Origin of the sequence: Streptomyces roseus (assembly GCF_001044425.1) — a bacterium.
In the GTDB taxonomy this organism is placed as follows: Bacteria; Actinomycetota; Actinomycetes; order Streptomycetales; family Streptomycetaceae; genus Streptomyces; species Streptomyces roseus.
Map to the genome: position 1 here is coordinate 21,652 of NZ_LFML01000016.1, position 21,510 is coordinate 43,161.

Consider the following 21,510-nt stretch of genomic DNA (forward strand, 5'->3'; position numbering starts at 1 on the left):
GTGGCCGGGCAGGCACCGCCCGGCCTGGCCCGCCCGGCCCCGCCGTGCCCCGTCCCGTTACGGCGTCGGGCGCCCCGCCTCCAGGTAGAGGGGGCGGCCTCGTTCGCGGGCCCGGAGGGCCCAGCGCAGGCGTGCGGAGCGGACCGGCGGCAGGAGGTCCGCCGCCTCCTCCTCCGTGACGAACCGCCACGCCCGCAGCTCGGGACCGGGCAGCCGCAGCCCCGCCTCCGCGGCGGGCGAGAGCCGGCCCCCGTCGAACAGCAGCCGCAGCCCCCCGTACGCCGGAGGCAGCGGCGGCTCCCAGTCCACGACGAGCAGCCCCGGTGGGGCCTCCAGTTCCAGGCCCAGTTCCTCGGCGACCTCCCGCACCCCGGCGGCCCCCGGCGCCTCGCCCGCCTCCACGACCCCGCCCGGGAACTCCCAGCCCGGCTTGTACGTCGGATCGACGAGCAGCACCCGGTCCGCGTCGTCGAAGAGCAGCACCCCGGCCGCGACCGTCTCCCGCGTCGGCTCCGGCGTCTGCACGATGTCGCACACGCGGGCCGCGTCCGTGCGTACGGCTTCGGCGATCCGCTGCGCCGTCTCCCCCACCGTCAGGGCGCCGTTGTCGATGACGTGCGCGTCCGCCGCGAGCCAGCCGCCCAGGGCCTGCCGGTAGGCGGGGAGGTGGTCGTACGACCACTGCCGCACCCGCTCGTCCGCGTCGGCCGGGTCCCCCGGCTCCTCCCGCGTCGCGATCCGCTCGCGCAGGATCGTTTCCTCAGGAGCGAGCAGCACGTGCCGCACCGGAATCCGGCGGGCCGCCAGCCCGCCGAACATCTCGTCCCGGTACTCCTGCCGCAACAGCGTCATCGGCACCACCAGCACCCCGCCCAGCTCCGCGAGCATCGCGGCGGCCGTGTCCACGACCAGGCGCCGCCAGCTGGGCAGGTCCTGGTAGTCGGATACCTCCGCGAGGCGTTTGCGCGGCAGCAGTTGGCGTAGTGAGTCGCCCACGAGCTCCGGGTCGTACAGGGTGCTGTCCGGCAGGATCCCGGTCAGTTCGCGGGCCGTGCTGGTCTTCCCGGCGCCGAATGCGCCGTTGATCCAGACAATCACGTCTACCCCTCTCCCCATGGCTCGTCCGGAGCCCCCAGTGGCTTGCCCGCATCACCCTGCCACGGAAACCCACTCCCCGGCCCAGTGCTTATCCTCAAGGTCGTAAAGGTCGGCCGAGCCCCGCCCCACCACCACCTCCGGAGGTTTTCGTCCCGTGCCGCAGACCCGCCGCCCGTCCGATCCCCGCTACGGCAACCGGCCGACGATGAAGGACGTCGCGGCCCGCGCGGGCGTGGGCCTCAAGACGGTGTCGCGGGTGGTCAACGGCGAGGCAGGGGTCACCCCCGACACCGTCCGGCGGGTCCAGGAGGCCATCGAGGCGCTGGGGTTCCGCCGCAACGACAGCGCCCGCGTGCTGCGCAAGGGGCGTACCGCCACGGTCGGGCTGGTCCTGGAGGACCTCGCAGACCCCTTCTACGGGCCGCTGAACCGCGCCGTGGAGGAGGTGGCCCGGGCCCACGGGGCGCTGCTCATCAACGGGTCCAGCGCCGAGGACCCCGACCGCGAGCGCGAGTTGGCGCTGGCGCTGTGCGCGCGCCGGGTCGACGGACTGATCGTGATCCCGGCCGGGGACGACCACCGCTACCTGGAGCCGGAGATCCGGGCGGGCGTGGCGACGGTGTTCGTGGACCGTCCTGCGGGCCGGATCGACGCGGACGTGGTGCTGTCGGACAGCTTCGGCGGCGCCCGCGCGGGCGTGGCGCACCTCGTCGGCGGCGGCCACCGCAGGATCGGCTTCATCGGGGACCAGCCGCACATCCACACGGCGACGGAGCGCCTGCGCGGCTACCGGGCGGCGATGGCGGACGCGGGGCTGGCGGTGGCGGAGCCCTGGGTCTCCCTCGGGACGACCGCTCCGGACCGCGTCGGGGAGGCGGCCCGGGCGATGCTGACGGGCCCCGACCCCGTCACCGCGGTCTTCGCGGGGAACAACCGGGTGACGGTGACGCTCGTACGGGTGCTGGCGCGGCTCCCGCGGCCGGTGGCCCTGGTCGGCTTCGACGACTTCGAGCTGGCCGACCTGCTGCGGCCCGGGGTGACGGTGGTGGCCCAGGACGCGGCGGCCCTGGGCCGGGTGGCCACGGACCGGCTGTTCCAGCGCCTCGCGGGCGCCGCCCTCCCCCCGGCCCGCATCGAGCTCCCGACGCGGCTGATCCCGCGCGGCTCGGGCGAAATCCCCCCGGAAATCCCCCCGGCCGCATAGGGGCCGGGCTTCAGGGGACCAGCCCGCGCGAGACGGGTGCGGCCCGGCCGGGGCGTTCCCGGCCGGGCTTCACCGGCGCGAAGGCGGCCCGGGCGGCCGGTGCCGCCGGGGCGGTCAGGCGGACGCCGTCAGCGTCGCCGAGCGGCGCGGGATCGCGAACGCGTCCAGCTCGGCGCGGGTCAGACCGGTCAGGGCGGTGACCTCCTCGGCTCCCACCGCGCCGCAGTCCAGGCCGCGCACCAGGTAGCCGGCCAGGGCCTTGGCCGTGGCCGGCTCGTCCATCACGTCGCCCTCGATCTTCGCGACGTACGCCTTCAGCCGCGCGGCAGCGGCTTCGAGGCCCTGGCGGTAGAAGGTGAACACCGCCGCGTAGCGGGTCGGCAGGTGGGCCGGGTGCATGTCCCAGCCCTGGTAGTAGGCGCGGGCCAGCGCCCGCCGGGTGAGGCCGTAGTGCAGCTTCCAGGCCTCGTGGACCTGCTTGGTGGTGCCGACCGGCTTGACGTTGGTCGAGCCGTCGGAGACCCGTACGCCGGTGCCGGCGGCCGCGACTTGCATGATCGCCTTGGCGTGGTCGGCGGCGGGGTGGTCGCTCGACTGGTAGGCGGCGGAGACGCCGACGCAGGCGCTGTAGTCGAAGGTGCCGTAGTGCAGGCCGGTGGCGCGGCCCTTGGCGGCCTCGATCATCCGGGCGACGGTGGCGGTGCCGTCGGAGGCGAGGATCGACTGGCTGGTCTCGATCTGGATCTCGAAGCCGATGCGGCCCGGGCGCAGGCCGCGGGCGGTCTCGAAGGCTTCCAGCAGCTTGACGAAGGCGGTGACCTGCTCGGCGTACGTGACCTTCGGGAGGGTCAGGACGAGCCCCTCGGGCAGGCCGCCGTGCTCCAGCAGGCCGGAGAGGAAGATGTCGGTGGTGCGGATGCCGCGGTCGCGGACGTTGGACTCCATGCACTTCATGCGGATGCCCATGTACGGGGCGTTCGTGCCGTTGGCGAAGGCCTCGGAGACGAGGCGGGCGGCGCGGGCCGCGGCCTGGTCCTCCTCCTCGTCGGAGCGGACGCCGAAGCCGTCCTCGAAGTCGACGCGGAGGTCCTCGACGGGCTCGCGCTGCAGCTTGGCGCGGACCCGGTCGTAGACGGGTACGGCGAGCTCGTCGGAGATGCCGAGGACCTTGGCGAAGGTGGCGGCGTCCGGGGCGTGCTGGTCGAGGGCGGCCAGGGCCTGGTCGCCCCAGGAGCGGATGGTGTCGGCGGCGAAGAGGTCACCGGGGACGTAGACCGTGTGGATGGGCTGGCGGGTGCCGGGGTCGCCCGGGTAGTGGCGCGCGAGCTCCGCGTCCACCGGCGCGAGGGAGGCGCTGATGCCCTCGCTGACCGCGCCGGCGAGGCTCGTCGCCACCTTCTCCTGCTGACCCATCGTCCACTCTCCTCTTTTTCCGCTTCACGGAAGCTTAGATCCGCATAGCAGAATTTAATGAGGGGTTCTTGTCTAGTCAATGGTTGCAGGAAACACCTCGGGGCCGCGTGGTGAGTGTCACCACGCGGCCCCGAGTCACAGCATCGAAGCAGGTCAGCCCTTGCGGGCCTTGATCTCGTCGGTCAACTGCGGGACGACCGAGAAGAGGTCGCCGACCACGCCGTAGTCGACCAGGTCGAAGATCGGGGCCTCGGCGTCCTTGTTGATGGCCACGATGGTCTTCGAGGTCTGCATGCCGGCCCGGTGCTGGATCGCGCCCGAGATGCCGGAGGCGATGTACAGCTGCGGGGAGACCGACTTGCCGGTCTGGCCGACCTGGTTGGAGTGCGGGTACCAGCCGGCGTCGACGGCGGCGCGCGAGGCGCCGACGGCGGCACCGAGGGAGTCCGCGAGGGCCTCGATGATGCCGAAGTTCTCGGCACCGTTGACGCCGCGGCCGCCGGAGACCACGATCGCGGCCTCGGTCAGCTCCGGACGGCCGGTCGACTCACGCGGGGTGCGGGAGACGACCTTGGTGCCGGTGGCCAGGGCGCCGAAGGTGACGGCCAGGGCCTCGACGGCGCGAGCGGCCGGGGCGGCCTCGACCGGAGCCGAGTTCGGCTTGACGGTGATGACCGGGGTGCCCTTGGAGACGCGGGACTTGGTGGTGAAGGACGCGGCGAACGCGGCCTGCGTCGCGACCGGGCCCTCGTCACCGGCCTCCAGGTCCACGGCGTCGGTGATGATGCCGGAGCCGATGCGGACGGCGAGGCGGGCGGCGATCTCCTTGCCCTCGGCGGAGGACGGGACGAGCACGGCGGCCGGGGAGACGGCCTCGTACGCGGCCTGGAGCGCGTCCACCTTCGGTACGACGAGGTACTCGGTGAACTCGGGGGCGTCGGCGGTCAGGACCTTGACCGCACCGTGCTCGGCGAGCACGGCGGCGGTGTCGGCCGCACCGGCGCCGAGGGCGACGGCGACGGGCTCGCCGATGCGGCGGGCCAGGGTCAGCAGCTCAAGGGTGGGCTTGCGGACGGCGCCGTCCGCGTGGTCGACGTAGACGAGGACTTCAGCCATGGGAATGCTCCTGCGAATGCGAAGTAGTCAGGGGGCGGTCGGGAGGGTTTCGGCCGAAGTTCCTAGATGAACTTCTGGCCGGCCAGGAACTCGGCCAGCGCCTTGCCGCCCTCGCCCTCGTCCTTGACGATCGTGCCGGCGGTGCGGGCCGGGCGCTGGGTCGCGGAGTCGACCGCGGTCCAGGAGCCTTCGAGGCCGACCTCGTCCGACTCGATCTCCAGCTCCTCCAGGTCCCAGGACTCCACCGGCTTCTTCTTGGCGGCCATGATGCCCTTGAAGGAGGGGTAGCGGGCCTCGCCCGACTGGTCCGTCACGGAGACGAGCGCCGGGAGGGAGGCCTCCAGCTGCTCGCTCGCGGAGTCGCCGTCGCGGCGGCCCGTCACGGTGCCGTCCTCGACCTTGACCTCGGAGAGCAGGGTGACCTGCGGGACGCCCAGGCGCTCGGCCAGGATCGCCGGGAGGACGCCCATGGTGCCGTCGGTCGAGGCCATACCGGTGATGACCAGGTCGTAGCCGGCCCTCTCGATGGCCTTGGCGAGCACCAGCGAGGTGCCCATGACGTCGCTGCCGTGCAGGTCGTCGTCCTCGACGTGGATGGCCTTGTCGGCACCCATGGACAGCGCCTTGCGCAGCGCGTCCTTGGCGTCCTCGGGGCCGACCGTCAGGACGGTGATCTCGGCGTCGTCGGCGTCTTCGGCGATCTGCAGCGCCTGCTCGACGGCGTACTCGTCGAGCTCCGACAGCAGACCGTCGACGTCGTCGCGGTCGACCGTCAGGTCATCGGCGAAGTGCCGGTCGCCGGTGGCGTCGGGCACGTACTTCACACAGACAACGATCCTCAGGCTCACGCCGGCTCTCCTACCGCATCGTCTTTTTTCTGATACCGCCTTGTGCAGGCAGCATAGGCGCCTTGTCGGGCGGATCCCGGTCGGGGCGGCCCGCGCTCCGAAGGGAATGTTACTCGTCAGTACACCCTGGGGGCTCCACGGTGGCAAGGCCGGTGAACTGTGATCTGTCCAACGCCGCACGAACCCGCCCCAGCAGGGACGATTCAGTCGCGCAGCGCGTTGAAGCGACCCTGGTGGTAAAGGAGCGGGCGGCCTTCCCCGGCCGGGTCGCCCGCCACCGCCTCCGCGATGATCACCCGGTGCGCCCCCGCGGGCACCCGGGCCACCACCCGGCACACCAGCCAGGCCAGTACGCCGTCCAGCACCGGGACGCCGTACGGGCCCTCGGCCCAGCCCGTGCCGGACCCGAACCGGTCGGCTCCGCTGCGGGCGAACAGGCCCGCCAGGTCCTGCTGGTGCTCGCCGAGTATGTGGACGCCGAGGTGTTCGGCGTCGCGTATCGCGGGCCAGCTGGAGGCCCCCGTGGCGATGGTGAAGGACAGCAGGGGAGGATCGGCGGAGACCGAGTTGAGCGAGGTCGCGGTGAATCCGACCGGGCGGCCGCCCTCCTCGGCCGTGATCACGGCCACGCCCGCGGCGTGTCGGCGGAAGACGGAGCGCAGCAGGTCGGGCGAGCCGGGCAGGCCGGAGGCGGCCGTGGGGGCGATGGAGGCGGTCGGGGCCGTCATGGAGGTGCTTCCTTCTGCCGCGGAGGCGGCGTGCACGGGCGCGGGGGGATCGGGTCGGGGACCGGGTTCGTTCAGTCGTTCCGACAACGCGCGCTCGCGTAGCGGACGAGGTCCACGTGGACCCGCCCGTAAAGCAGGAGTTCGTACCGCATGCCGCCAGCCTGGCGATCTCTCGTGTACACAGTCAAGCCGCTCCGGGCAGATGGGAGGCGCGTCACGCTGCGTGCGGGCGCGTGCACCGGCGTGCCGGGCGCGGCGAGGGCCGTCCCGCGGGTCCTCGCGCCTCTCAGATCGCGGCGCCCAGCGCGGCGATCACGTCCGCCTTGCGCGGCATCCCCGCCGCGCGCCGCACGATCCGCCCCCGCGCGTCGAGGACGAGCACGGTCGGTGTCTTGTCGATCCCCAGGGCGCGTACGAGCTCGAGGCGGGCTTCAGCGTCGATCTCGATGTGCTCGACGCCCTCCACCAGAGCGGCCACGTCCGCGAGGATCCGCCGGGTGGCCCGGCAGGGCTGGCAGAACGCGCTGGAGAACTGCACCAGGCTGGCGCGCCGTCCGGGTTCCGCCCCCAGTTCGGCCGCGCCCAGCCGCGTCAGGCCCGTGGCCTGCGCGTCCTCTTCGCCGTGCACCCCTGCTCCCGTCGCCGCGGACCTGCTTGCCGCATCATTGAATTGCGTTCGTACGGTGATCCGAGCGCTCCGGCCGCGCGCCGCATTCCCGGCGTGACGAGAATCTCCTCGGGCGCGGTCGTCTGGGCTGGCCAGCAGCGCGCGCATGGGGCACGATCCCCAAGGGCAGCGTACCTACGCAGCCGTAACTTCCGGCCGGGAGCACCTCCCCAGGCAGAAAGCGGGGTCTCCCCCTCATGGCAGAGCTCGTCTACCCTCCGGTGATCGGCGCCGCCCACACCCTCTTCAAGGCGCTGGACATCCGCATCGACATGAAGGGCACCGAGAACATCCCGCGCAAGGGCGGGGCCGTCCTCGTGTCGAACCACATCGGCTACCTCGACTTCATCTTCGCCGGCCTGACCGCGCGGCCGCAGAAGCGCCTGGTCCGCTTCATGGCGAAGGAGTCGGTCTTCCGCCACAAGGTGTCCGGTCCGCTGATGCGCGCCATGAAGCACATCCCGGTGGACCGCAAGCAGGGTGAGACGGCCTACGAGCACGCCCTCGACTCGCTGCGCTCCGGCGAGATCATCGGAGTGTTCCCGGAGGCGACGATCTCCCAGTCGTTCACCCTCAAGAGCTTCAAGTCGGGCGCCGCGCGCATGGCCCAGGAGGCGGGCGTCCCGTTGATCCCGGTGGCGCTGTGGGGCACCCAGCGGCTGTGGACCAAGGGCCGCCCGAAGAACCTCAAGCGCAGCCACATCCCGGTGACGATGCGGGTCGGCGAGCCCATCGAGGCGCCCTCCGACCAGTACGCCGGGGCCATCACCCGGCGCCTGCGCGAGCGGGTGCAGGAGCTGCTGGACGCCGCGCAGAGCGCCTACCCGGCCAAGCCCAAGGGCCCCGAGGACTCGTGGTGGCTGCCGGCGCACCTGGGCGGGACCGCCCCGACGGCCGCCCAGGTCAAGGAAGCGGGCTGATCCGCCGCCACCGGACCGGGTGATGCGTGCGGCCGCGCCGTTCACGGCGGGGCCGCACTGTCGTACGACCGGCCGTCAGTTGGGGTTGTCGGCGTGGGTCAGCGTCTCCCACGCCTCGAAGTGGTTCTCGGTGCCGGCCGGGCGCCGCCCCTCGGTCAGCTTGCGGGTGTTCTCCATGCCGATGCCCAGCCGGGTGTGCAGTGCGTTGTAACCGACCTCGGTGGCCGGGCCGATGCCCTTCGCCAGGCTCCCGCCGCACAGCCAGGACGGCACCTTCGCGCCGAGCTCGTACTGGGCGTGGAAGCCGAGCGCGTACCGGAAGCGGTCCTTGAACTGCGGGTAGAGGTCGCGCCCCTGGATCCGCGAGGTCTCGGCGACGTGCATGGTCGCGGCGATCGCCATGCCGGTGTGGCCGAAGTCCCGGCAGGTCTCCTGGGCCAGGCCGTCCACGAAGGTGCTCTGGCCGTGCCAGTAGTCGACGAGCTCGCTCTTGGTGTCGATGGTCGAGCGGGGAGGGTACGCGGGCTGCGGCCCGTCGGAGGCCAGGTAGAAGTAGGCGGGGACCCGGCCGAGGTAGATCGCCATCGCCTTGTCGTAGCTCGCGCGGTCGTCGAGGTGGACCGAGATGCCGATGGCGGCGTCCATCATGATCAGTTCCCAGTTGCCGTTGCTGTTCGGCTTCCCGTTGATCACCTCGGGCAGGTAGACGTCGCGCAGCATGGTGGCGAAGCGCCCCTGACCGGCCCAGCCGCCCGGGTAGGCGTGCTTGATGATCTCGGCGGCGCGCGGCCAGGTGGAGCCCGCCCAGCCGCTCTGCAGCGGGGCGTTGGAGTTGGTGTGGTCCTTGATCTTCGCGGACCAGGCGTCCATCAGCTCGATCGACTTCCTGGCGTACCTGGCGTCGCGGGTGATGTACCAGGCGAGGGCGTCGGTGTAGGCGGCGATGGCGTCCTCGCGCTCGTCGCTGCACCCGATGTCGGGGTTCGAGTACGAGCCGCATTCGACGACGGCGCGCGGTGTGGGGGTGCGCGAGAGCGAGCCGTAGTCGCTGGCGAGCATCGCGTCGAAGGCGCCCTTCCACGGCTGCTCCCCCGCCTGCACCTTCGTGCGGACGAAGTCCAGTTGGGCGCGGCTGTTGAGGACCCCGGGGTGGGCGAACTGCGCGGGGGCCGCGGCTCCCGCGGCCCGGGCGGCGGGGGCCGGCGGCGGCCCGGCCTGGGCGGTGGGGGTGAGGGTCAGGGCGGCGGCCAGGCCGAGCGCGAGGGCGGCCAGTCCCGCGGGAACTCCGTGGCGCATGGAGCACCTTCCGTTCGGAGGTGGGGGGAACGGGGATTCGCTGCCGCCGAAAGTACCCATGGGCATGCCAAGTTGACAACATTATCCGACAGGAAACTTTACTATCCCCACCGGGTCGCTCAGGCGGGTTCGCTGCGGTCTGGCATGATCGCGCGCGTGAGTGATGCGAGGCTGCCGGCCGCGGAGGCCGTAGTCACATGTCCGGACGTTCTTCGAGGGGCATTCCGTGGAGGTCGTCGCCTGCGACCTCGGGCAGCGGCAGCGCGAGACCGTGCCCGACCTGAAGGTTCTCGTTGTGGACCCCGGGCCGCGCAGCGACAGCTGGGCCTATGTGACCGCAGGATGCTGGGCCGCGATGGAGAAGGACGGCCACGGGCTTGAGTTCGTCATGACCGCCCCTGTCCGCGACCAGCGGTTCATCGACCTCATGGCCATGACCGCCCACTACCACTGCGCAGGACATCAGCTGGATCTGGAGCACAGCATGCCGATCGGTGGACCGTGGGTGCCGGGCTCGGCCTGCGACCACCTGCTGATCAGCCTGCCCTATCTCCACGGGCCCGATCTCGAACGCTGTCCGCTGCCCGGGGGGCACGCCCGCATCCTGTGGACCCTGCCTGTGACGGCCGCCGAGATCGAGTTCCGCAGACGTGAGGGTCACGAGGCGTTGGAGCGGCTCTTCGACAATGCGGAGATCATTCCCACGGACCCTTTCCGGGCGTCCGTGGTGTGAGGCGTCGGCCAGCCCGCGGTTTCGTTCCGGCGTTTCCTCAACCCGGCAGCTCCGTGGGGAGGTTGCGCCACAGCTCCTGGCGGTCGGCGGAGTTCCGGAGCGCTGCCAGTACGGCCGGGTGCGGGGTGGCGTACAGCTCGGGGTGGTCCACCTCGCCGAGCTCGGGGCGTACGGGGAAGGCGAGTCGCTCGGCGTCCAGGGCGAACCGCGCGTCCACGCCCGGCCTGTTGCCCCGGGGGTCCTGACGGGCCCAGTGGGCGGCCCCCGGCAGCCGGAGGGCGATCAGCCCGTGCACTGCGGGGTTCGAGCCGTCGTCGTCGGTGAGCCGCTGGTAGCAGAAGCCGGCCGGGATCCCGCGGGCCCGCAACAGGGCCACGAGCGCGTGGGACTTGGCGTGGCAGATGCCGTTGCGGGTGCGCAGCACGTCGGAGGCGCGCCAGGAGACGCGCGGGTCCCCGGAGTCGGCGGAGTGCGGGATGGTGTCGCGGACGAACTCGAAGGCGGCTTCGGCGTATGGATATGCATCGCCGGTGGCGCCCCAGAGGGCGTCGGCAGTCTCCCGTACGAGCGGGTGGCCGTGGTCGACCACCTCATCCGCCGCCAGGTACGGGTGAACATGGGGGTCATACGGAATCGGCTGCATGGTTCGGAGCATAGGAATACCCCCGACCGCGAATCAATGGATTTACGGTCGGGGGTATGTCTATTCAGAACGTCAGCGGGACAGCTCTTCCTTCAGCGCCTGGAGGAAGCCGTCCACGTCCTCCGGCTGCGTGTCGAAGCCGCACATCCAGCGGACGTGGCCGGCGGCCTCGTCCCAGAAGTAGAAGCGGTAGCGCTGCTGGAGCCGGCGCGTGACCTCCTGCGGCAGCTTCGCGAACACCGCGTTGGCCTGCACCGGGTAGAGGATCTCCACGCCGTCGGTCTCGCGCACGCCCGCCGCGAGCCGCTGCGCCATCGCGTTGGCGTGCCGGGCGTTGCGCAGCCACAGGTCCTTGGCGAGCAGCGCCTCCAGCTGCACCGACACGAACCGCATCTTGGACGCCAGCTGCATCGACATCTTGCGGATGTGCTTCATCTGCCGGACCGCGTCCGGGTTGACGACCACCACGGCCTCGCCGAACATCATGCCGTTCTTGGTGCCGCCGTACGACAGCACGTCCACGCCCACCGTGTTGGTGAACGTGCGCATCGGCACGTCGAGCGAGGCCGCGGCGTTGGCTATGCGGGCCCCGTCGAGGTGGACCTTCATGCCGTGCGCGTGCGCGTGCTCGCAGATCGCCCTGATCTCGTCCGGCGTGTAGACCGTGCCGAGCTCGGTGTTCTGGGTGATCGAGACGACCTGCGGCATCGCCCGGTGCTCGTCCTCCCAGCCCCAGGCCTGCCGGTCGATGAGATCGGGGGTCAGCTTGCCGTCCGGGGTGGGGACGGTGAGCAGCTTGAGCCCGGCCATCCGCTCCGGGGCGCCGCCCTCGTCGACGTTGATGTGCGCCGACTCGGCGCAGATCACCGCACCCCAGCGGTCCGTCAGGGCCTGGAGGGCCGTGACGTTCGCGCCGGTGCCGTTGAAGACCGGGAAGGCCTCCGCGTACGGGCCGAAGTGGCTGCGGATGATCTTCTGCAGGTGCTCGGTGTAGTCGTCCTCGCCGTAGGCGACCTGGTGGCCGCCGTTGGCCAGGGCGAGGGCCTCCAGGATCTCCGGATGGACCCCCGCGTAGTTGTCGCTCGCGAATCCGCGCACCGCCGGATCGTGGTGGCGGTGGGCGTCGGTCTTCACGGTTGCGGAGTGAGCCACAGACGCTGTCCGTTCACATCGATGGCGGGCCGCTCCCAGACGCCGGCGATGGCCTCGGCCAGCTCCTTGACGTCGGTGAAGCCCGCGAACTTCGCATTGGGGCGCTCGGCGCGCATCGCGTCGTGCACCAGTGCCTTGATCACCAGGATCGCAGCCGCGGCGCCCGGACCGTCCTCGCCCCCCGCCTTGCGGAAGGAGTCGGCGAGGGAGAGGGTCCACGCCTCGGCCGCCGCCTTGCCCGCGTTGTACGCGGCGTTGTTGGCGACCGGCTTGTGCGCGCCGGACTGGCTGACCAGGACGTAGCGTCCGCGGTCGCTGCGCAGCAGCCCGTCGTGGAAGGCGAGCGAGGTGTGCTGGACGGTGCGGATGAGGAGCTTCTCCAGGAAGTCCCAGTCCGCGAGGTCCACATCGGTGAACGTCTTGCTGCCGCGCCAGCCGCCGACGAGGTGGACGAGCCCGTCGACCCGGCCGAACTCCTTCTCCGTGCGCTCGGCCCAGGCCTTGGTGGCCTCCAGGTCGAGCAGGTCCACGGTGTCACCGGTGACGGTGGCGCCGCCGTGGGCGTAGCGGGCCGCGTCCACGGATTCGGCGAGGCGCGCCGGGTCGGCGTCGGCGGCGACGACGACCGCACCGGCCTCGGCGAGGCGGAGCAGGGCGGCGCGGCCGGCGGGCCCGCCGGCCCCGGCGACCGCCACCACGGCACCGTGGAGCTTGCCGTTCGCGGACTTACCAGCGCTGTTCATCTGTGCAGCCTCCTGTGGGCGAGCGCTCACGCGGCGACCCGCTCGGCCGAATCGGCGTTCATCGCAGTGATGCCCTTCGTGGAGGCGATCACTCCCTTGAGCTTCTTGGCGAGCGCCTCATAGAACATGCTCAGCGGAAACTCGTCGGGAAGCACGTCGTCGACGAGCTTGCGCGGCGGCTGCGTGAGGTCGAGGGCGTCGGGGCCCTTGGCCCACTTGGAGCCCGGGTGGGGAGCCAGGTAGGTGGAGACGAGCTCGTACGCCTTGAACCAGTGGACGAGCTTCGGGCGGTCGATGCCGGCCCGGTAGAGGTCCTCGATCTCGGCACACAGCTCGTTGGTGACCTGCGGGGCGCGCATCCAGTCGATCTTCAGCTTGTTGTCCGTCCAGCGCACGACGTCGTGCTTGTGGAGGTACGCGAAGAGCAGCTGGCCGCCGAGGCCGTCGTAGTTGCGGTTGCGGTCGCCCGAGACCGGGAAGCGGAACATCCGGTCGAAGAGGACGGCGTACTGGACGTCGCGGCCGTGCTCGTTGCCCTCGGACTCCAGCTTCACGGCCTCCTTGAAGGCGGTGAGGTCGCAGCGCAGCTCTTCGAGGCCGTACATCCAGAACGGCTGGCGCTGCTTGATCATGAAGGGGTCGAACGGCAGGTCGCCGTGGCTGTGGGTGCGGTCGTGGACCATGTCCCACAGGACGAAGGCCTTCTCGCAGCGCTCCTGGTCCTCGACCATGCGGGCGATGTCCTCGGGCAGCTCGATGCCCAGGATGTCGACGGCGGCCTCGGTGACCTTGCGGTAGCGGGCCGCCTCGCGGTCGCAGAAGATGCCGCCCCAGGTGAAGCGCTCGGGGGCTTCGCGCACGGCGATGGTCTCCGGGAAGAGCACGGCGGAGTGCGTGTCGTAGCCCGGGGTGAAGTCCTCGAAGGTGATGCCGAGGAAGAGCGGGTTGTCGTACCGGGTGCGCTCCAGCTCGGAGAGCCACTCGGGCCAGACCATCTTCAGGACGACGGCCTCGAAGTTGCGGTCGAGGTTGCCGTTCTGGGTGTACATGGGGAAGACGACCAGGTGCTGGAGCCCGTCCGCACGCTCGGCGGCCGGGTGGAAGGCCAGCAGGGAGTCGAGGAAGTCCGGCACCTTGAAGCCGTCGGCGACCCACTTGCGCAGGTCGCTGACGAGCGCGCGGTGGTACGCGGCGGCGTGCGGCAGCAGCGGCGACAGCGTCTCGACCGCGGCGACCGCCCGCTCGACGGCGGCGGCGACCTCGGCCGGCGCCGGGGCGTCCGCGGCGTCGAAGTCGATGGAGCCGTCCTTGGCCTGCCAGGGGCGGATCTCCTCCACGGCGGCCTTGAGCTCGGGCCACGCAGGGTGGTCGACCACCCGCGCACCGGCGGTTATCACCGCACCGCCAGAACCCGGCACAAGAATTTCCGTCATGTCACTTCCTCCACAGGAGAACCTCGCGTCAACACAGCGTATGGGTGCGAGCCTGTCCTGCTCAAGGGGCCGTGCGGGAAATTATCCTGCGGGACCCCTATGGACACCGCAATTCTTCCCGCCGTCCACCACCCGAGCGCACGCTTCGCCCCTTTCGCGCACCGCCCTCCGCCCCCGGCAGCCCCTCCGGCGACTACCTGCGGGGCCACCGGGTGACGTCGGTCACTCAGGCACTGCGAAAGTACGGAATAACCTTTTCGCCCCATTGACGGAGGGTCTCCAGGCAGGCCTCCTGCGGCACCGTGCCCATCTGGATCAGGCACATGACCTCGTCCGCCCCCGCCTCCTCGAGCCGCCGCACGTACGCGATGGCGTCCTCGGCGCCGCCGTACGCGTGGTCGGCGTGGAAGGTCGCTGTCGCGGTGGGCCGCACCGGGATGGCCTGCTCGTGCAGCCGGGCCACCACCTGCTCGGCCGCCCGGCGCATCTGCGCGGCCTCGTCGGCGTCCGCGACCACGGCCTCGTCCGGGATGCCGGCCCCGCCGTACCAGTGGCCGATGGACTGGGCGAAGAACCGCTGGCCGCGGATGCCGATCCGGCGCGCCCGGTCCGGGTCGTCGAGCACGATGGTCGGGCAGAGCACCGAGAAGTGGTCGTTGACGGCGGTGGAGACGAGGCGGGCGCCGTCCCGGCCGGCCACCGCCCCGTCGTAGACGGCCCGCATCGCGGCGATGGACTCCGGCCCGGCGAAGCCCATCACCAGTGCCCCGACGCCCAGTTCGGCGGCCTGTACGAGGGTCTCGGCGCGGCTGCACGCCAGGAACAGCGGCGGGTGCGGAGTCTGCCGCGGCCTCGGCAGGATCGGGTGCGGGCCGATGTCGATGAGCTCGCCGTGGTACTCCAGTTCCTCCTCCTGCCAGGCCTTGCCGATGATCCGCAGCGCCTCCTCCACCTCCTGGGCGGTGCGCTCCCGGTCGACCCCGCACAGCGAGGTCTCCTGCTCGGTGCCGCCGCGTCCGGCGCCCAGGTCCAGGCGGCCGCCGGAGAGCAGGTCGAGCATGGCGGCCCGCTCGGCGACGCGGACCGGGTGGTTGAAGTTGAAGGGCATGCAGACCACGCCGTGGCCGATGCGTATGGTGTGCGTCCGGGCCGCGACCCAGGTGAGGAAGACCTCGGGGGCGGACATGTGTGCGTACCACTTCAGCGAGTGGTGCTCGACGGCCCAGATCCGGTCGAATCCCATCTGCTCGGCGAGTACGGCCTGCTCCACGCAGTCGTGGATGACCTGGTGCTCCCGCTCCACGGTCGGGTCGGCGAGCTGAGCTTCGAAGATCACGGAGAATTTCACGATGCCTCCAGGGTTGCGTCCCGTGCCCGGCCTTACTTCAATTCGGAATATGACTAGTAGTCAGACGTCGAAGAAGCAAGAGCTGCCGGCGACCGCGTGGGCCGTGCTCGGGCTGCTGTCCTTCCCCGGGGAGCGCACCGGGTACGAGCTGAAGAAGTGGGCGGATTCCTCCCTGCGCTTCTTCTACTGGTCCCCGGCCATCAGCCAGATCTACGCCGAACTGCGCCGCCTGGAGGAGCTCGGGTACGCGGCCTCCACGCGCTCGGGACCGCAGGAGGCGCGGGCCAAGCGCCGCTACGCCATCACCGCAGCCGGACGGGCGGCCCTCGCCGGCTGGGCCTCGGACACCGCGGAGGCCGGGCCCCCGGTGCTCAAGCACGGGCTGCTGCTGCGGATCTGGCTCGGCCACCTCGCCGACCCCGTGCTGCTGCGCGCGATGGTCGGCGAGCACCTGGAGCGCACCCGGGGCGAACTGGCCGCCGTGCGCGAGGCCATGGCGCAGGCGCAGGAGGTACCGCAGTGGGCCTTCCCCGCGCTCGCGCTGCGCTGGAGCGAGCGGCAGCACCTGGCCGAACTGGAGCTGGGGGAAGCCCTGCTGGCCGATCTCGCCGAGCTCGCCGCGGCCGGTACGCCGGCCCCGGCCGGGGTTCGTCAAGGCGGCGGGGACGCGCCCACGCCCGGGTGACGCGGCAGGGCCCGTGCGGCCCGCCGGGCGGCGTACAGCCCTGGCGGGAACCGGCCGAACGGCGCGTTCCGGGCGCTGCACGGGCGGTCTCATCGCATCCCCGGCGCACTAGCATGCGTCCTCACCGCGCGCGGCCGGTAGGGACACCGCGACCGCGCGGGGAGCCGCCGTCGACGGAAGCGAGAGAACCTTGACTTTCCTCACCATCGGTCACCGCGGGGTCATGGGTGTCGAACCGGAGAACACCCTGCGGTCCTTCGTCCGCGCGGAACGTTCCGGGATGGACGTCATCGCGCTGGATCTGCAGCTGAGCAAGGACGGCGTGCTCGTCGTCCTGCACGACGCCGAGGTGGACCGCACCACCGACGGCTCCGGAGCCGTGGCCGACCTGACCCTGTCCGCGCTGCGCGAGCTGGACGCCGGGCAGGGTGAACGCGTACCGGTGTTCGAGGAGGTCCTGGACGCGGTCCGGACCCCGCTCCAGGTGTCGGTGCAGGACGGGCCGGCCGCCGCGGCGCTGGCGGAGCTGGTCCTGCGCCGCGACCTGAGCGCGCGGGTGGAGGTGGCCTCCTTCGAGGAGGCGGTGCTGGCCGGGACGGCGCGGCTGCTGCCGGGCGTGCGGACGGTGCTCCACTCGGACCTGGCCGGCGGGGCCGCGACCGTGCTCGCCCGGGCCCTGGCCTGCGGCGCGACCACGGTCGCCCTCAACATCCGCGAGGTCACCCTGGACACCGTGGAGTCGCTCCACGGAGCCGGGCTGAGGGTGACCGGCTGGACCGTCGACACCCTGCAGCAGCTGCGGCTGGCCCGGGCGCTCGAACTGGACGGCGCGGCCACCGGGTTCCCGGAGATCCGCAGCTCGGGCCGGTTCATCGCCTGACGGCGCCGGCCGCTCCGTACTACAGCGGCTTGACCAGCAGCTCGAAGGCCAGGTCGGCGCGGAGCGGGACACCGAAGCGCTCGTCGCCGTAGGGGAAGGGGCTCATCTCGCCGGTGCGCCGGTAGCCGCGGCGCACGTAGTAGGCGATGAGCTCCTCCCGTACGTTCACCACCGTCATCCGCATCTCCTTGGCGCCCCACGTCTCGCGGGCGCGGCGCTCCGCCTCGGCGAGGATCTCCTTGCCGAGGCCGCCGCCCTGCAGACCGGGGCGGACCGCGAACATCCCGAAGTAGGCGTGGTCGCCCCGGTGTTCGAGCTGGCAGCAGGCGACGAGCTCACCGCCGCGCTCGACGACGAGCAGCACGCCGTCGGCCGCCCCGATGATCGCGCGGACCCCCTCGGGGTCGGTGCGCTGACCGTCCAGGTAGTCCGCCTCGGTGGTCCAGCCGGCGCGGCTGGCGTCGCCCCGGTAGGCGGACTCGACGAGGGCCACCAGTTCCGGTACGTCCGCCTCCACGGCACTGCGGAAGTTCAGGGCGGTGGAGTGGGCGGTCGACATCGGGGGCTCCCGTTCTGCTCGGCGGCATATGACATGCCCGGTGCGGCAAGGAGAGCCTAACCCGGGGCGGCGTGCGGGGGTCCGGGCCGGGGCATCTCTTCCGTGACGCCGACGAACCGGGGGGTTCCGCCGTGCACGGTCCCGCGATGTCCCTGCCCGCTTCCCTCTCCGCCTGGCTGCTCGTCCTGCTCTGCGCCGTGAGCGGCGGGTACTGCCTGCGCCGGGTGCGCCGGTCGGAGCGGGAGGCGCGCGGCGGAGCGGCGGGCGAGGCGGTGATGGGGTTCGGGATGGCGGTGATGGCCGTGCCCTCGGGCATCGGGCCGTGGGGGCCCGGGATCCTGCTGGCGGTCTTCGGCGCAGCGGTGCTGCACGCCCTGTGGCTGCTGCGGAGCGGGGTGCACCACGCGCACCACCTGGTGGGCTCGCTGGCCATGGCGTACATGTCGTACACGGCGCTGACCGCGGCCGGCGGCCACGGGCACGGCGGAGGGCCGCCGCTCGTCACCGGAGCGCTGCTCCTCTACTTCGCCGGGTACGTGCTGCTCGGCGGGGCCCGGCTGGTGACGGCGGGAGGGGGGCAGCCGGTGGCCGGCGGGCCGCCCGTGGTGCGCGCAGAGCTGACGCGAGCATGCCGACTCGCCATGGGGATGGGCATGTTGGCGATGTTGCTGAGTCTGTGACGCCCGAGCACTCAGTCTGTGACGCCCGAGCACCCGGCGGGCAAACGTGTCCTGCGTCACCAATCGCGAAAGGCCGTACCCGCAGGTAGCCCCGCGCTCATAGGCTGGCGGACATGATGGTCCCCGCCGCACTGCTGCTGCTCGGCGCCCTGACCGCGATGTTCGCTCCCCGCCTGCTCGCCCGGGCCGAATGGCCCGAGCGGGAGCCCGTCGTCGCCTTGTGGGTGTGGCAGTGCGTGGTGGGCGCGGTGCTCCTGTGCTTCGCCCTGTCGATGCTGCTGAGCGCCGCCGCCGCATGGCTGGCGGTGCGGGGCCGGCTCTTCGCCGCGGCTCCGCACGGGGTGGTCGACGCGTACGCGCTGGGCCCGACCGGCGGTCCGTGGGCCGTGGGGACCGCGCTGGCGCTGGCCGGGGGCGGGCTGTGGACCGGCGCGCGGCTGACCCGGGAGGTGCTGCGGGCCCGGGCCCGGCGCCGGGCGCAGGGCGCCGAGCTGCTCGTACGGGCGCCGCTGATGCCCGGGGAGGAGCCGGCCGGGGCCCGGCTCGTCGTACTGGAGGGGACGCGGCCCGAAGCGTGGTGGCTGCCGGGCGCGGCCCCGCAGCTGGTGGTGACGACGGCCGCGCTCGGCCGGCTCAAGGGGAGTCAGCTGGACGCCGTTCTGGCGCACGAGCAGGGGCACGCCCGGGCCCGGCACGACTGGCTGCTGCACTGCTCGCGGGCGCTGGCGGGGGGATTCCCGCAGGTGCCGGTCTTCGCCGCGTTCGAAGCGGAGATGCACCGGCTCGTCGAACTGGCCGCCGACGACGTGGCCTCGCGGCGGTTCGGGCGGCTGACGATCGCGCTGGCGCTGGTCGGGCTGAACGAGGACCGGGGGGTGTTCGGCCCGTACCCGAGCCCGCAGCCGCACGTGTCGGAGCGGGTGCGGCGGCTGCTGTCGGCGGCGCCACGGCTGTCGGCGGCCCGCAGGCTGCGCCTGACGGCACTGGCCACACTGGTCCCGGTGGTCCCGCTCGTGGTGGCCCTGATGCCCGGTCTGAGCGCGCTCGCCTGAGCATGCTCCCCTGATCGCGGCCGCTCGGACGGAGGGGCCGGAAACCGTCGGTCTCCCGAGGTGTGGAAGTCCCTGCTCTGGGTGATCCCCCGCGTCACCCAGAGCAGGCGACCCCGCGCGCTGAGTATATTGGCTGGGAGCCAGTCAACGCAGGAGTAAGCATGTCCCCGCGCAGCGCATCGGTCAATGAAGAATTGCGCAGGCGCTCCCGGGAGCGGCTGCTCCAGGCCACCGTCGAACTCGTCGCCGAGCGCGGCTACGAGGCGACGACGCTCGGCGCCATCGCCGACCGGGCGGGTGCGGCCCGCGGCCTGGTGTCCTACTACTTCCCGGGCAAACGGCAGCTGCTCCAGTCGGCGGTGCACCGGCTGATGCACCTGAGGCTGGAGGCGGCCCTGGAGCGCGAGCCGCGCACCGACGACGGTCGCGAGCGGCTCGCCCGCGCCGTCGACGCGATCCTCGGGCTGGCCCGGGACGAGCCGCTGCTGATGCGGACGCACATGGCGGGCATCCTCCAGGCCGAGGGGTTCGTGCAGTGCCCGGAGCAGCAGCGGCTGGCGGAGCTGCTCCGGGACACGGTCACGCGGTACGGGTCGCAGGACGTGGACACCGACTACCCGCTGCTGCGGGCGCTGCTGATGGGCGCGGTGGTCGCGGTCCTGCTGCCGGGGGCCCCGATGCCGCAGGAGCGGCTGCGGGCGGAGCTGTTCCAGCGGTACGGGCTGGACTGGGGGCTCGGCTTCCCGCCGGACGGCGGCCCGCCCGGCTCGGCCTGACGGCGGAACGTTTCCCCCGTCAGGCCGCTCCGGTCAGTGGTACTCGGGCTGCGACTGGACGTTCAGCCGGTCCATCCACACCCATTTCGCGCTCTCGGTGCGCCAGTCGTCGATGCGCAGCACGTCGAGGCCCTTGGCGATGTCGTTCGAGTAGACGTACCCGTTGTAGTAGTACGCCGACCAGGACCCGCCCAGTCCGAGCTGGTCCGTGGTGAGCGGGCCGCGCTCGAAGTAGCCGATCTCCCGGGGCCGGGCGGAGTCGGTGAAGTCCCATACCGAGACGCCGCCCTGATACCAGGACTGGACCATGATGTCGCGGCCGCCGCCGACCGGGACGAGCGAGCCGTTGTGGGCCACGCAGTTCTCGGTGTCGGCCTGGAGGCGCGGGATCTTGAAGTAGCTGCGGAAGACCAGCTTGCGCTGGTCGCCGCGGCCGGTGATGTCGTAGATCCCGTCGGCGCCGCGGTTGGGGCCGGTCGCCTCGTTGCAGGTGGCCCCGCCACCGCCGCCCAGCTCGTCGGTGAACACCACCTTGTCGGCCTTCTCGTTGAAGGTCGCCGAGTGCCAGAACGCGAAGTTGACGTTGTCCTGCACCCGGTCGATGACCCGCGGCTGCTCGGGCTTGCTGATGTCGAAGAGGATGCCGTCGCCCATGCAGGCGCCGGCCGCCAGCTTCTTCGACGGCAGCACGGTGATGTCGTGGCACCCGGTGGTCTTGCTGACGCCCGGGTTGGTGGGCCCGCCCGGGTTGCCGCCGTCCGGGAAGAGGACGGGGAAGGCGACGACCGCCGCCTGCGTCGGGTTCTTCTTCGGGACCTTGATCACGGAGATGCCGTCGTGCGGCGGCTGGCAGTCGGGGAACGCCTCGCTCGGCGAGTACGAGGAGACGTAGAGGTAGAGGTCGCGATCGCCGGGCACCAGCGTGTGGGTGTGGGAACCGCAGTTGGTCTCGACGGACTTGATGTACTTCGGGTTCTTCTTGTCCTTGATGTCGAAGATCTTGATGCCCTCCCACGAGGACTTCTCCGTCGCGGGCTGCGAGACGCTGTTGCAGGAGTCGTCGCTGCGCGAGGAGTCCGTGGAGAGGAAGAGCAGGTCGCCCTGGACGGAGACGTCGTTCTGGCCGCCGGGGCAGAGCACCTGGCTGACGGTCTTCGGGGCCTTCGGGTTGCCGATGTCGTAGATGGTGAAGCCGTTGTAGTTGCCGGCGTAGGCGTACTTGCCCTGGAAGGCCAGGTCGGTGTTGATGACGCCCGGGTACGTGCTCGGGATGTTGGTCAGGTGCCGGACGTTGGCGCTGTGCACGATCTCGTCCTGGCCGGGGATCTCGCCGGGGGCGAGTACGCGCCCGCCCGCCGCCGCGCCCCCTTCCGGACGGGAGATCCCGGGCGATAACTCCCCGGGGTCGGGGGTGGCGGCCGCGGGGCCGGCCGCGAACAGCGCGGTCAGCAGCCCGGCCGCGGCCACGGCCGCCCCCAGACTCCTGTTCCGCACTCTGCTGGTGTGCTTCGAGGTCACTGTGCCTCCCATGGGAGT

Annotated in this window: 23 protein-coding genes; 8 read left to right on the forward strand and 15 right to left on the reverse strand. The window is 71.9% G+C overall.

Features of this window, described 5'->3' with window-relative positions:
• Positions 1 to 57: 57 nt before the first annotated feature.
• Positions 58 to 1,098, reverse strand: coding sequence for an NUDIX hydrolase (locus ACS04_RS39985; RefSeq protein ID WP_280920952.1), 1,041 nt, complete (start codon positions 1,096 to 1,098; stop codon positions 58 to 60).
• Positions 1,099 to 1,252: 154 nt separating this feature from the next.
• On the opposite strand from ACS04_RS39985, the gene ACS04_RS04290 reads away from it, so the two are divergent.
• Entirely contained in the window at positions 1,253 to 2,302 is a 1,050-nt protein-coding gene (locus tag ACS04_RS04290) for a LacI family DNA-binding transcriptional regulator (RefSeq protein WP_048475133.1), read from the forward strand.
• Positions 2,303 to 2,416: 114 nt separating this feature from the next.
• On the opposite strand, the gene ACS04_RS04295 is transcribed toward ACS04_RS04290, so the two are convergent.
• The 6 genes from ACS04_RS04295 to ACS04_RS04315 all read right to left on the reverse strand — a co-directional run bounded on the left by ACS04_RS04295 (position 2,417) and on the right by ACS04_RS04315 (position 7,035).
• Complete coding sequence (locus ACS04_RS04295) at positions 2,417 to 3,715, reverse strand: DUF6986 family protein (protein ID WP_048475134.1); 1,299 nt, start codon at positions 3,713 to 3,715, stop codon at positions 2,417 to 2,419.
• A 153-nt stretch (positions 3,716 to 3,868) separates the two neighbouring features.
• Complete coding sequence (locus ACS04_RS04300) at positions 3,869 to 4,831, reverse strand: electron transfer flavoprotein subunit alpha/FixB family protein (RefSeq protein ID WP_048475135.1); 963 nt, start codon at positions 4,829 to 4,831, stop codon at positions 3,869 to 3,871.
• Between the two features lie 62 nt (positions 4,832 to 4,893).
• Positions 4,894 to 5,679 carry an electron transfer flavoprotein subunit beta/FixA family protein gene (locus tag ACS04_RS04305; protein WP_078864407.1) on the reverse strand — a complete coding sequence of 262 codons (786 nt, stop codon included), beginning with the start codon at positions 5,677 to 5,679 and terminating at the stop codon, positions 4,894 to 4,896.
• A gap of 203 nt (positions 5,680 to 5,882) precedes the next feature.
• Complete coding sequence (locus ACS04_RS04310) at positions 5,883 to 6,407, reverse strand: flavin reductase family protein (protein WP_048475137.1); 525 nt, start codon at positions 6,405 to 6,407, stop codon at positions 5,883 to 5,885.
• A 71-nt stretch (positions 6,408 to 6,478) separates the two neighbouring features.
• Complete coding sequence (locus ACS04_RS40365; RefSeq protein ID WP_359173546.1) at positions 6,479 to 6,559, reverse strand: putative leader peptide; 81 nt, start codon at positions 6,557 to 6,559, stop codon at positions 6,479 to 6,481.
• Between the two features lie 134 nt (positions 6,560 to 6,693).
• Positions 6,694 to 7,035, reverse strand: coding sequence for a TlpA family protein disulfide reductase (locus tag ACS04_RS04315; RefSeq protein ID WP_048475138.1), 342 nt, complete (start codon positions 7,033 to 7,035; stop codon positions 6,694 to 6,696).
• Positions 7,036 to 7,271: 236 nt separating this feature from the next.
• Here ACS04_RS04315 and ACS04_RS04320 point away from each other — a divergent pair, with 236 nt between their 5' ends.
• Complete coding sequence (locus ACS04_RS04320) at positions 7,272 to 7,994, forward strand: lysophospholipid acyltransferase family protein (protein WP_048475139.1); 723 nt, start codon at positions 7,272 to 7,274, stop codon at positions 7,992 to 7,994.
• 75 nt (positions 7,995 to 8,069) lie between these two features.
• On the opposite strand, the gene ACS04_RS04325 is transcribed toward ACS04_RS04320, so the two are convergent.
• Positions 8,070 to 9,290 (reverse strand): alginate lyase family protein, encoded by a 1,221-nt coding sequence (locus ACS04_RS04325; RefSeq protein WP_048475140.1) that lies wholly within the window; start codon positions 9,288 to 9,290, stop codon positions 8,070 to 8,072.
• A gap of 226 nt (positions 9,291 to 9,516) precedes the next feature.
• Here ACS04_RS04325 and ACS04_RS04330 point away from each other — a divergent pair, with 226 nt between their 5' ends.
• Positions 9,517 to 10,023 (forward strand): suppressor of fused domain protein, encoded by a 507-nt coding sequence (locus ACS04_RS04330; RefSeq protein ID WP_245236274.1) that lies wholly within the window; start codon positions 9,517 to 9,519, stop codon positions 10,021 to 10,023.
• 37 nt (positions 10,024 to 10,060) lie between these two features.
• Here the strand turns inward: ACS04_RS04330 and ACS04_RS04335 are convergent, their stop codons facing one another.
• From ACS04_RS04335 to ACS04_RS04355, 5 genes are all read right to left on the reverse strand, one after another.
• Entirely contained in the window at positions 10,061 to 10,666 is a 606-nt protein-coding gene (locus ACS04_RS04335) for a transglutaminase-like domain-containing protein (protein ID WP_048475141.1), read from the reverse strand.
• 72 nt (positions 10,667 to 10,738) lie between these two features.
• On the reverse strand, positions 10,739 to 11,800 hold the full coding sequence (locus tag ACS04_RS04340) for a threonine aldolase family protein (protein WP_209441620.1): 1,062 nt from the start codon (positions 11,798 to 11,800) through the stop codon (positions 10,739 to 10,741).
• Positions 11,797 to 12,561 (reverse strand): SDR family NAD(P)-dependent oxidoreductase, encoded by a 765-nt coding sequence (locus ACS04_RS04345; RefSeq protein WP_048475143.1) that lies wholly within the window; start codon positions 12,559 to 12,561, stop codon positions 11,797 to 11,799. The genes ACS04_RS04340 and ACS04_RS04345 overlap by 4 nt, the downstream gene beginning before the upstream one ends.
• Before the next feature lie 26 nt (positions 12,562 to 12,587).
• Entirely contained in the window at positions 12,588 to 13,994 is a 1,407-nt protein-coding gene (locus ACS04_RS04350; protein WP_048475144.1) for a DUF6421 family protein, read from the reverse strand.
• A gap of 226 nt (positions 13,995 to 14,220) precedes the next feature.
• The gene (locus tag ACS04_RS04355; RefSeq protein ID WP_048475145.1) at positions 14,221 to 15,342 is read right to left on the reverse strand and encodes an LLM class flavin-dependent oxidoreductase; all 1,122 of its coding nucleotides are present in this window, start codon (positions 15,340 to 15,342) and stop codon (positions 14,221 to 14,223) included.
• A gap of 49 nt (positions 15,343 to 15,391) precedes the next feature.
• Here ACS04_RS04355 and ACS04_RS04360 point away from each other — a divergent pair, with 49 nt between their 5' ends.
• Complete coding sequence (locus ACS04_RS04360; protein ID WP_048475146.1) at positions 15,392 to 16,027, forward strand: PadR family transcriptional regulator; 636 nt, start codon at positions 15,392 to 15,394, stop codon at positions 16,025 to 16,027.
• Between the two features lie 190 nt (positions 16,028 to 16,217).
• Complete coding sequence (locus tag ACS04_RS04365; RefSeq protein ID WP_048475147.1) at positions 16,218 to 16,907, forward strand: glycerophosphodiester phosphodiesterase; 690 nt, start codon at positions 16,218 to 16,220, stop codon at positions 16,905 to 16,907.
• Positions 16,908 to 16,926: 19 nt separating this feature from the next.
• On the opposite strand, the gene ACS04_RS04370 is transcribed toward ACS04_RS04365, so the two are convergent.
• Entirely contained in the window at positions 16,927 to 17,466 is a 540-nt protein-coding gene (locus ACS04_RS04370; RefSeq protein ID WP_048475148.1) for a GNAT family N-acetyltransferase, read from the reverse strand.
• Positions 17,467 to 17,612: 146 nt separating this feature from the next.
• Here ACS04_RS04370 and ACS04_RS04375 point away from each other — a divergent pair, with 146 nt between their 5' ends.
• From ACS04_RS04375 to ACS04_RS04385, 3 genes are all read left to right on the forward strand, one after another.
• Positions 17,613 to 18,146, forward strand: coding sequence for a DUF5134 domain-containing protein (locus ACS04_RS04375; protein WP_048475232.1), 534 nt, complete (start codon positions 17,613 to 17,615; stop codon positions 18,144 to 18,146).
• A gap of 113 nt (positions 18,147 to 18,259) precedes the next feature.
• Positions 18,260 to 19,198 carry a M56 family metallopeptidase gene (locus ACS04_RS04380; RefSeq protein WP_048475149.1) on the forward strand — a complete coding sequence of 313 codons (939 nt, stop codon included), beginning with the start codon at positions 18,260 to 18,262 and terminating at the stop codon, positions 19,196 to 19,198.
• Positions 19,199 to 19,359: 161 nt separating this feature from the next.
• Positions 19,360 to 19,974 carry a TetR/AcrR family transcriptional regulator gene (locus tag ACS04_RS04385; protein ID WP_048475150.1) on the forward strand — a complete coding sequence of 205 codons (615 nt, stop codon included), beginning with the start codon at positions 19,360 to 19,362 and terminating at the stop codon, positions 19,972 to 19,974.
• 33 nt (positions 19,975 to 20,007) lie between these two features.
• Here ACS04_RS04385 and ACS04_RS04390 read toward each other — a convergent pair whose 3' ends face one another.
• The gene (locus ACS04_RS04390) at positions 20,008 to 21,504 is read right to left on the reverse strand and encodes an LVIVD repeat-containing protein (protein ID WP_107438530.1); all 1,497 of its coding nucleotides are present in this window, start codon (positions 21,502 to 21,504) and stop codon (positions 20,008 to 20,010) included.
• Between the last annotated feature and the right edge of the window lie 6 nt (positions 21,505 to 21,510).

Coding starts and splice junctions, on each gene's coding strand:
- ACS04_RS04295 (WP_048475134.1), bottom strand. CDS start 3,715: ATGGGTCAGCAGGAGAAGGTGGCGACGAGCCTCGCCGGCGCGGTCAGC.
- ACS04_RS04300 (WP_048475135.1), bottom strand. CDS start 4,831: ATGGCTGAAGTCCTCGTCTACGTCGACCACGCGGACGGCGCCGTCCGC.
- ACS04_RS04310 (WP_048475137.1), bottom strand. CDS start 6,407: ATGACGGCCCCGACCGCCTCCATCGCCCCCACGGCCGCCTCCGGCCTG.
- ACS04_RS40365 (WP_359173546.1), bottom strand. CDS start 6,559: ATGCGGTACGAACTCCTGCTTTACGGGCGGGTCCACGTGGACCTCGTC.
- ACS04_RS04320 (WP_048475139.1), top strand. CDS start 7,272: ATGGCAGAGCTCGTCTACCCTCCGGTGATCGGCGCCGCCCACACCCTC.
- ACS04_RS04325 (WP_048475140.1), bottom strand. CDS start 9,290: ATGCGCCACGGAGTTCCCGCGGGACTGGCCGCCCTCGCGCTCGGCCTG.
- ACS04_RS04335 (WP_048475141.1), bottom strand. CDS start 10,666: ATGCAGCCGATTCCGTATGACCCCCATGTTCACCCGTACCTGGCGGCG.
- ACS04_RS04345 (WP_048475143.1), bottom strand. CDS start 12,561: ATGAACAGCGCTGGTAAGTCCGCGAACGGCAAGCTCCACGGTGCCGTG.
- ACS04_RS04350 (WP_048475144.1), bottom strand. CDS start 13,994: ATGACGGAAATTCTTGTGCCGGGTTCTGGCGGTGCGGTGATAACCGCC.
- ACS04_RS04360 (WP_048475146.1), top strand. CDS start 15,392: ATGACTAGTAGTCAGACGTCGAAGAAGCAAGAGCTGCCGGCGACCGCG.
- ACS04_RS04370 (WP_048475148.1), bottom strand. CDS start 17,466: ATGTCGACCGCCCACTCCACCGCCCTGAACTTCCGCAGTGCCGTGGAG.
- ACS04_RS04375 (WP_048475232.1), top strand. CDS start 17,613: ATGTCCCTGCCCGCTTCCCTCTCCGCCTGGCTGCTCGTCCTGCTCTGC.
- ACS04_RS04380 (WP_048475149.1), top strand. CDS start 18,260: ATGATGGTCCCCGCCGCACTGCTGCTGCTCGGCGCCCTGACCGCGATG.
- ACS04_RS04385 (WP_048475150.1), top strand. CDS start 19,360: ATGTCCCCGCGCAGCGCATCGGTCAATGAAGAATTGCGCAGGCGCTCC.
- ACS04_RS04390 (WP_107438530.1), bottom strand. CDS start 21,504: ATGGGAGGCACAGTGACCTCGAAGCACACCAGCAGAGTGCGGAACAGG.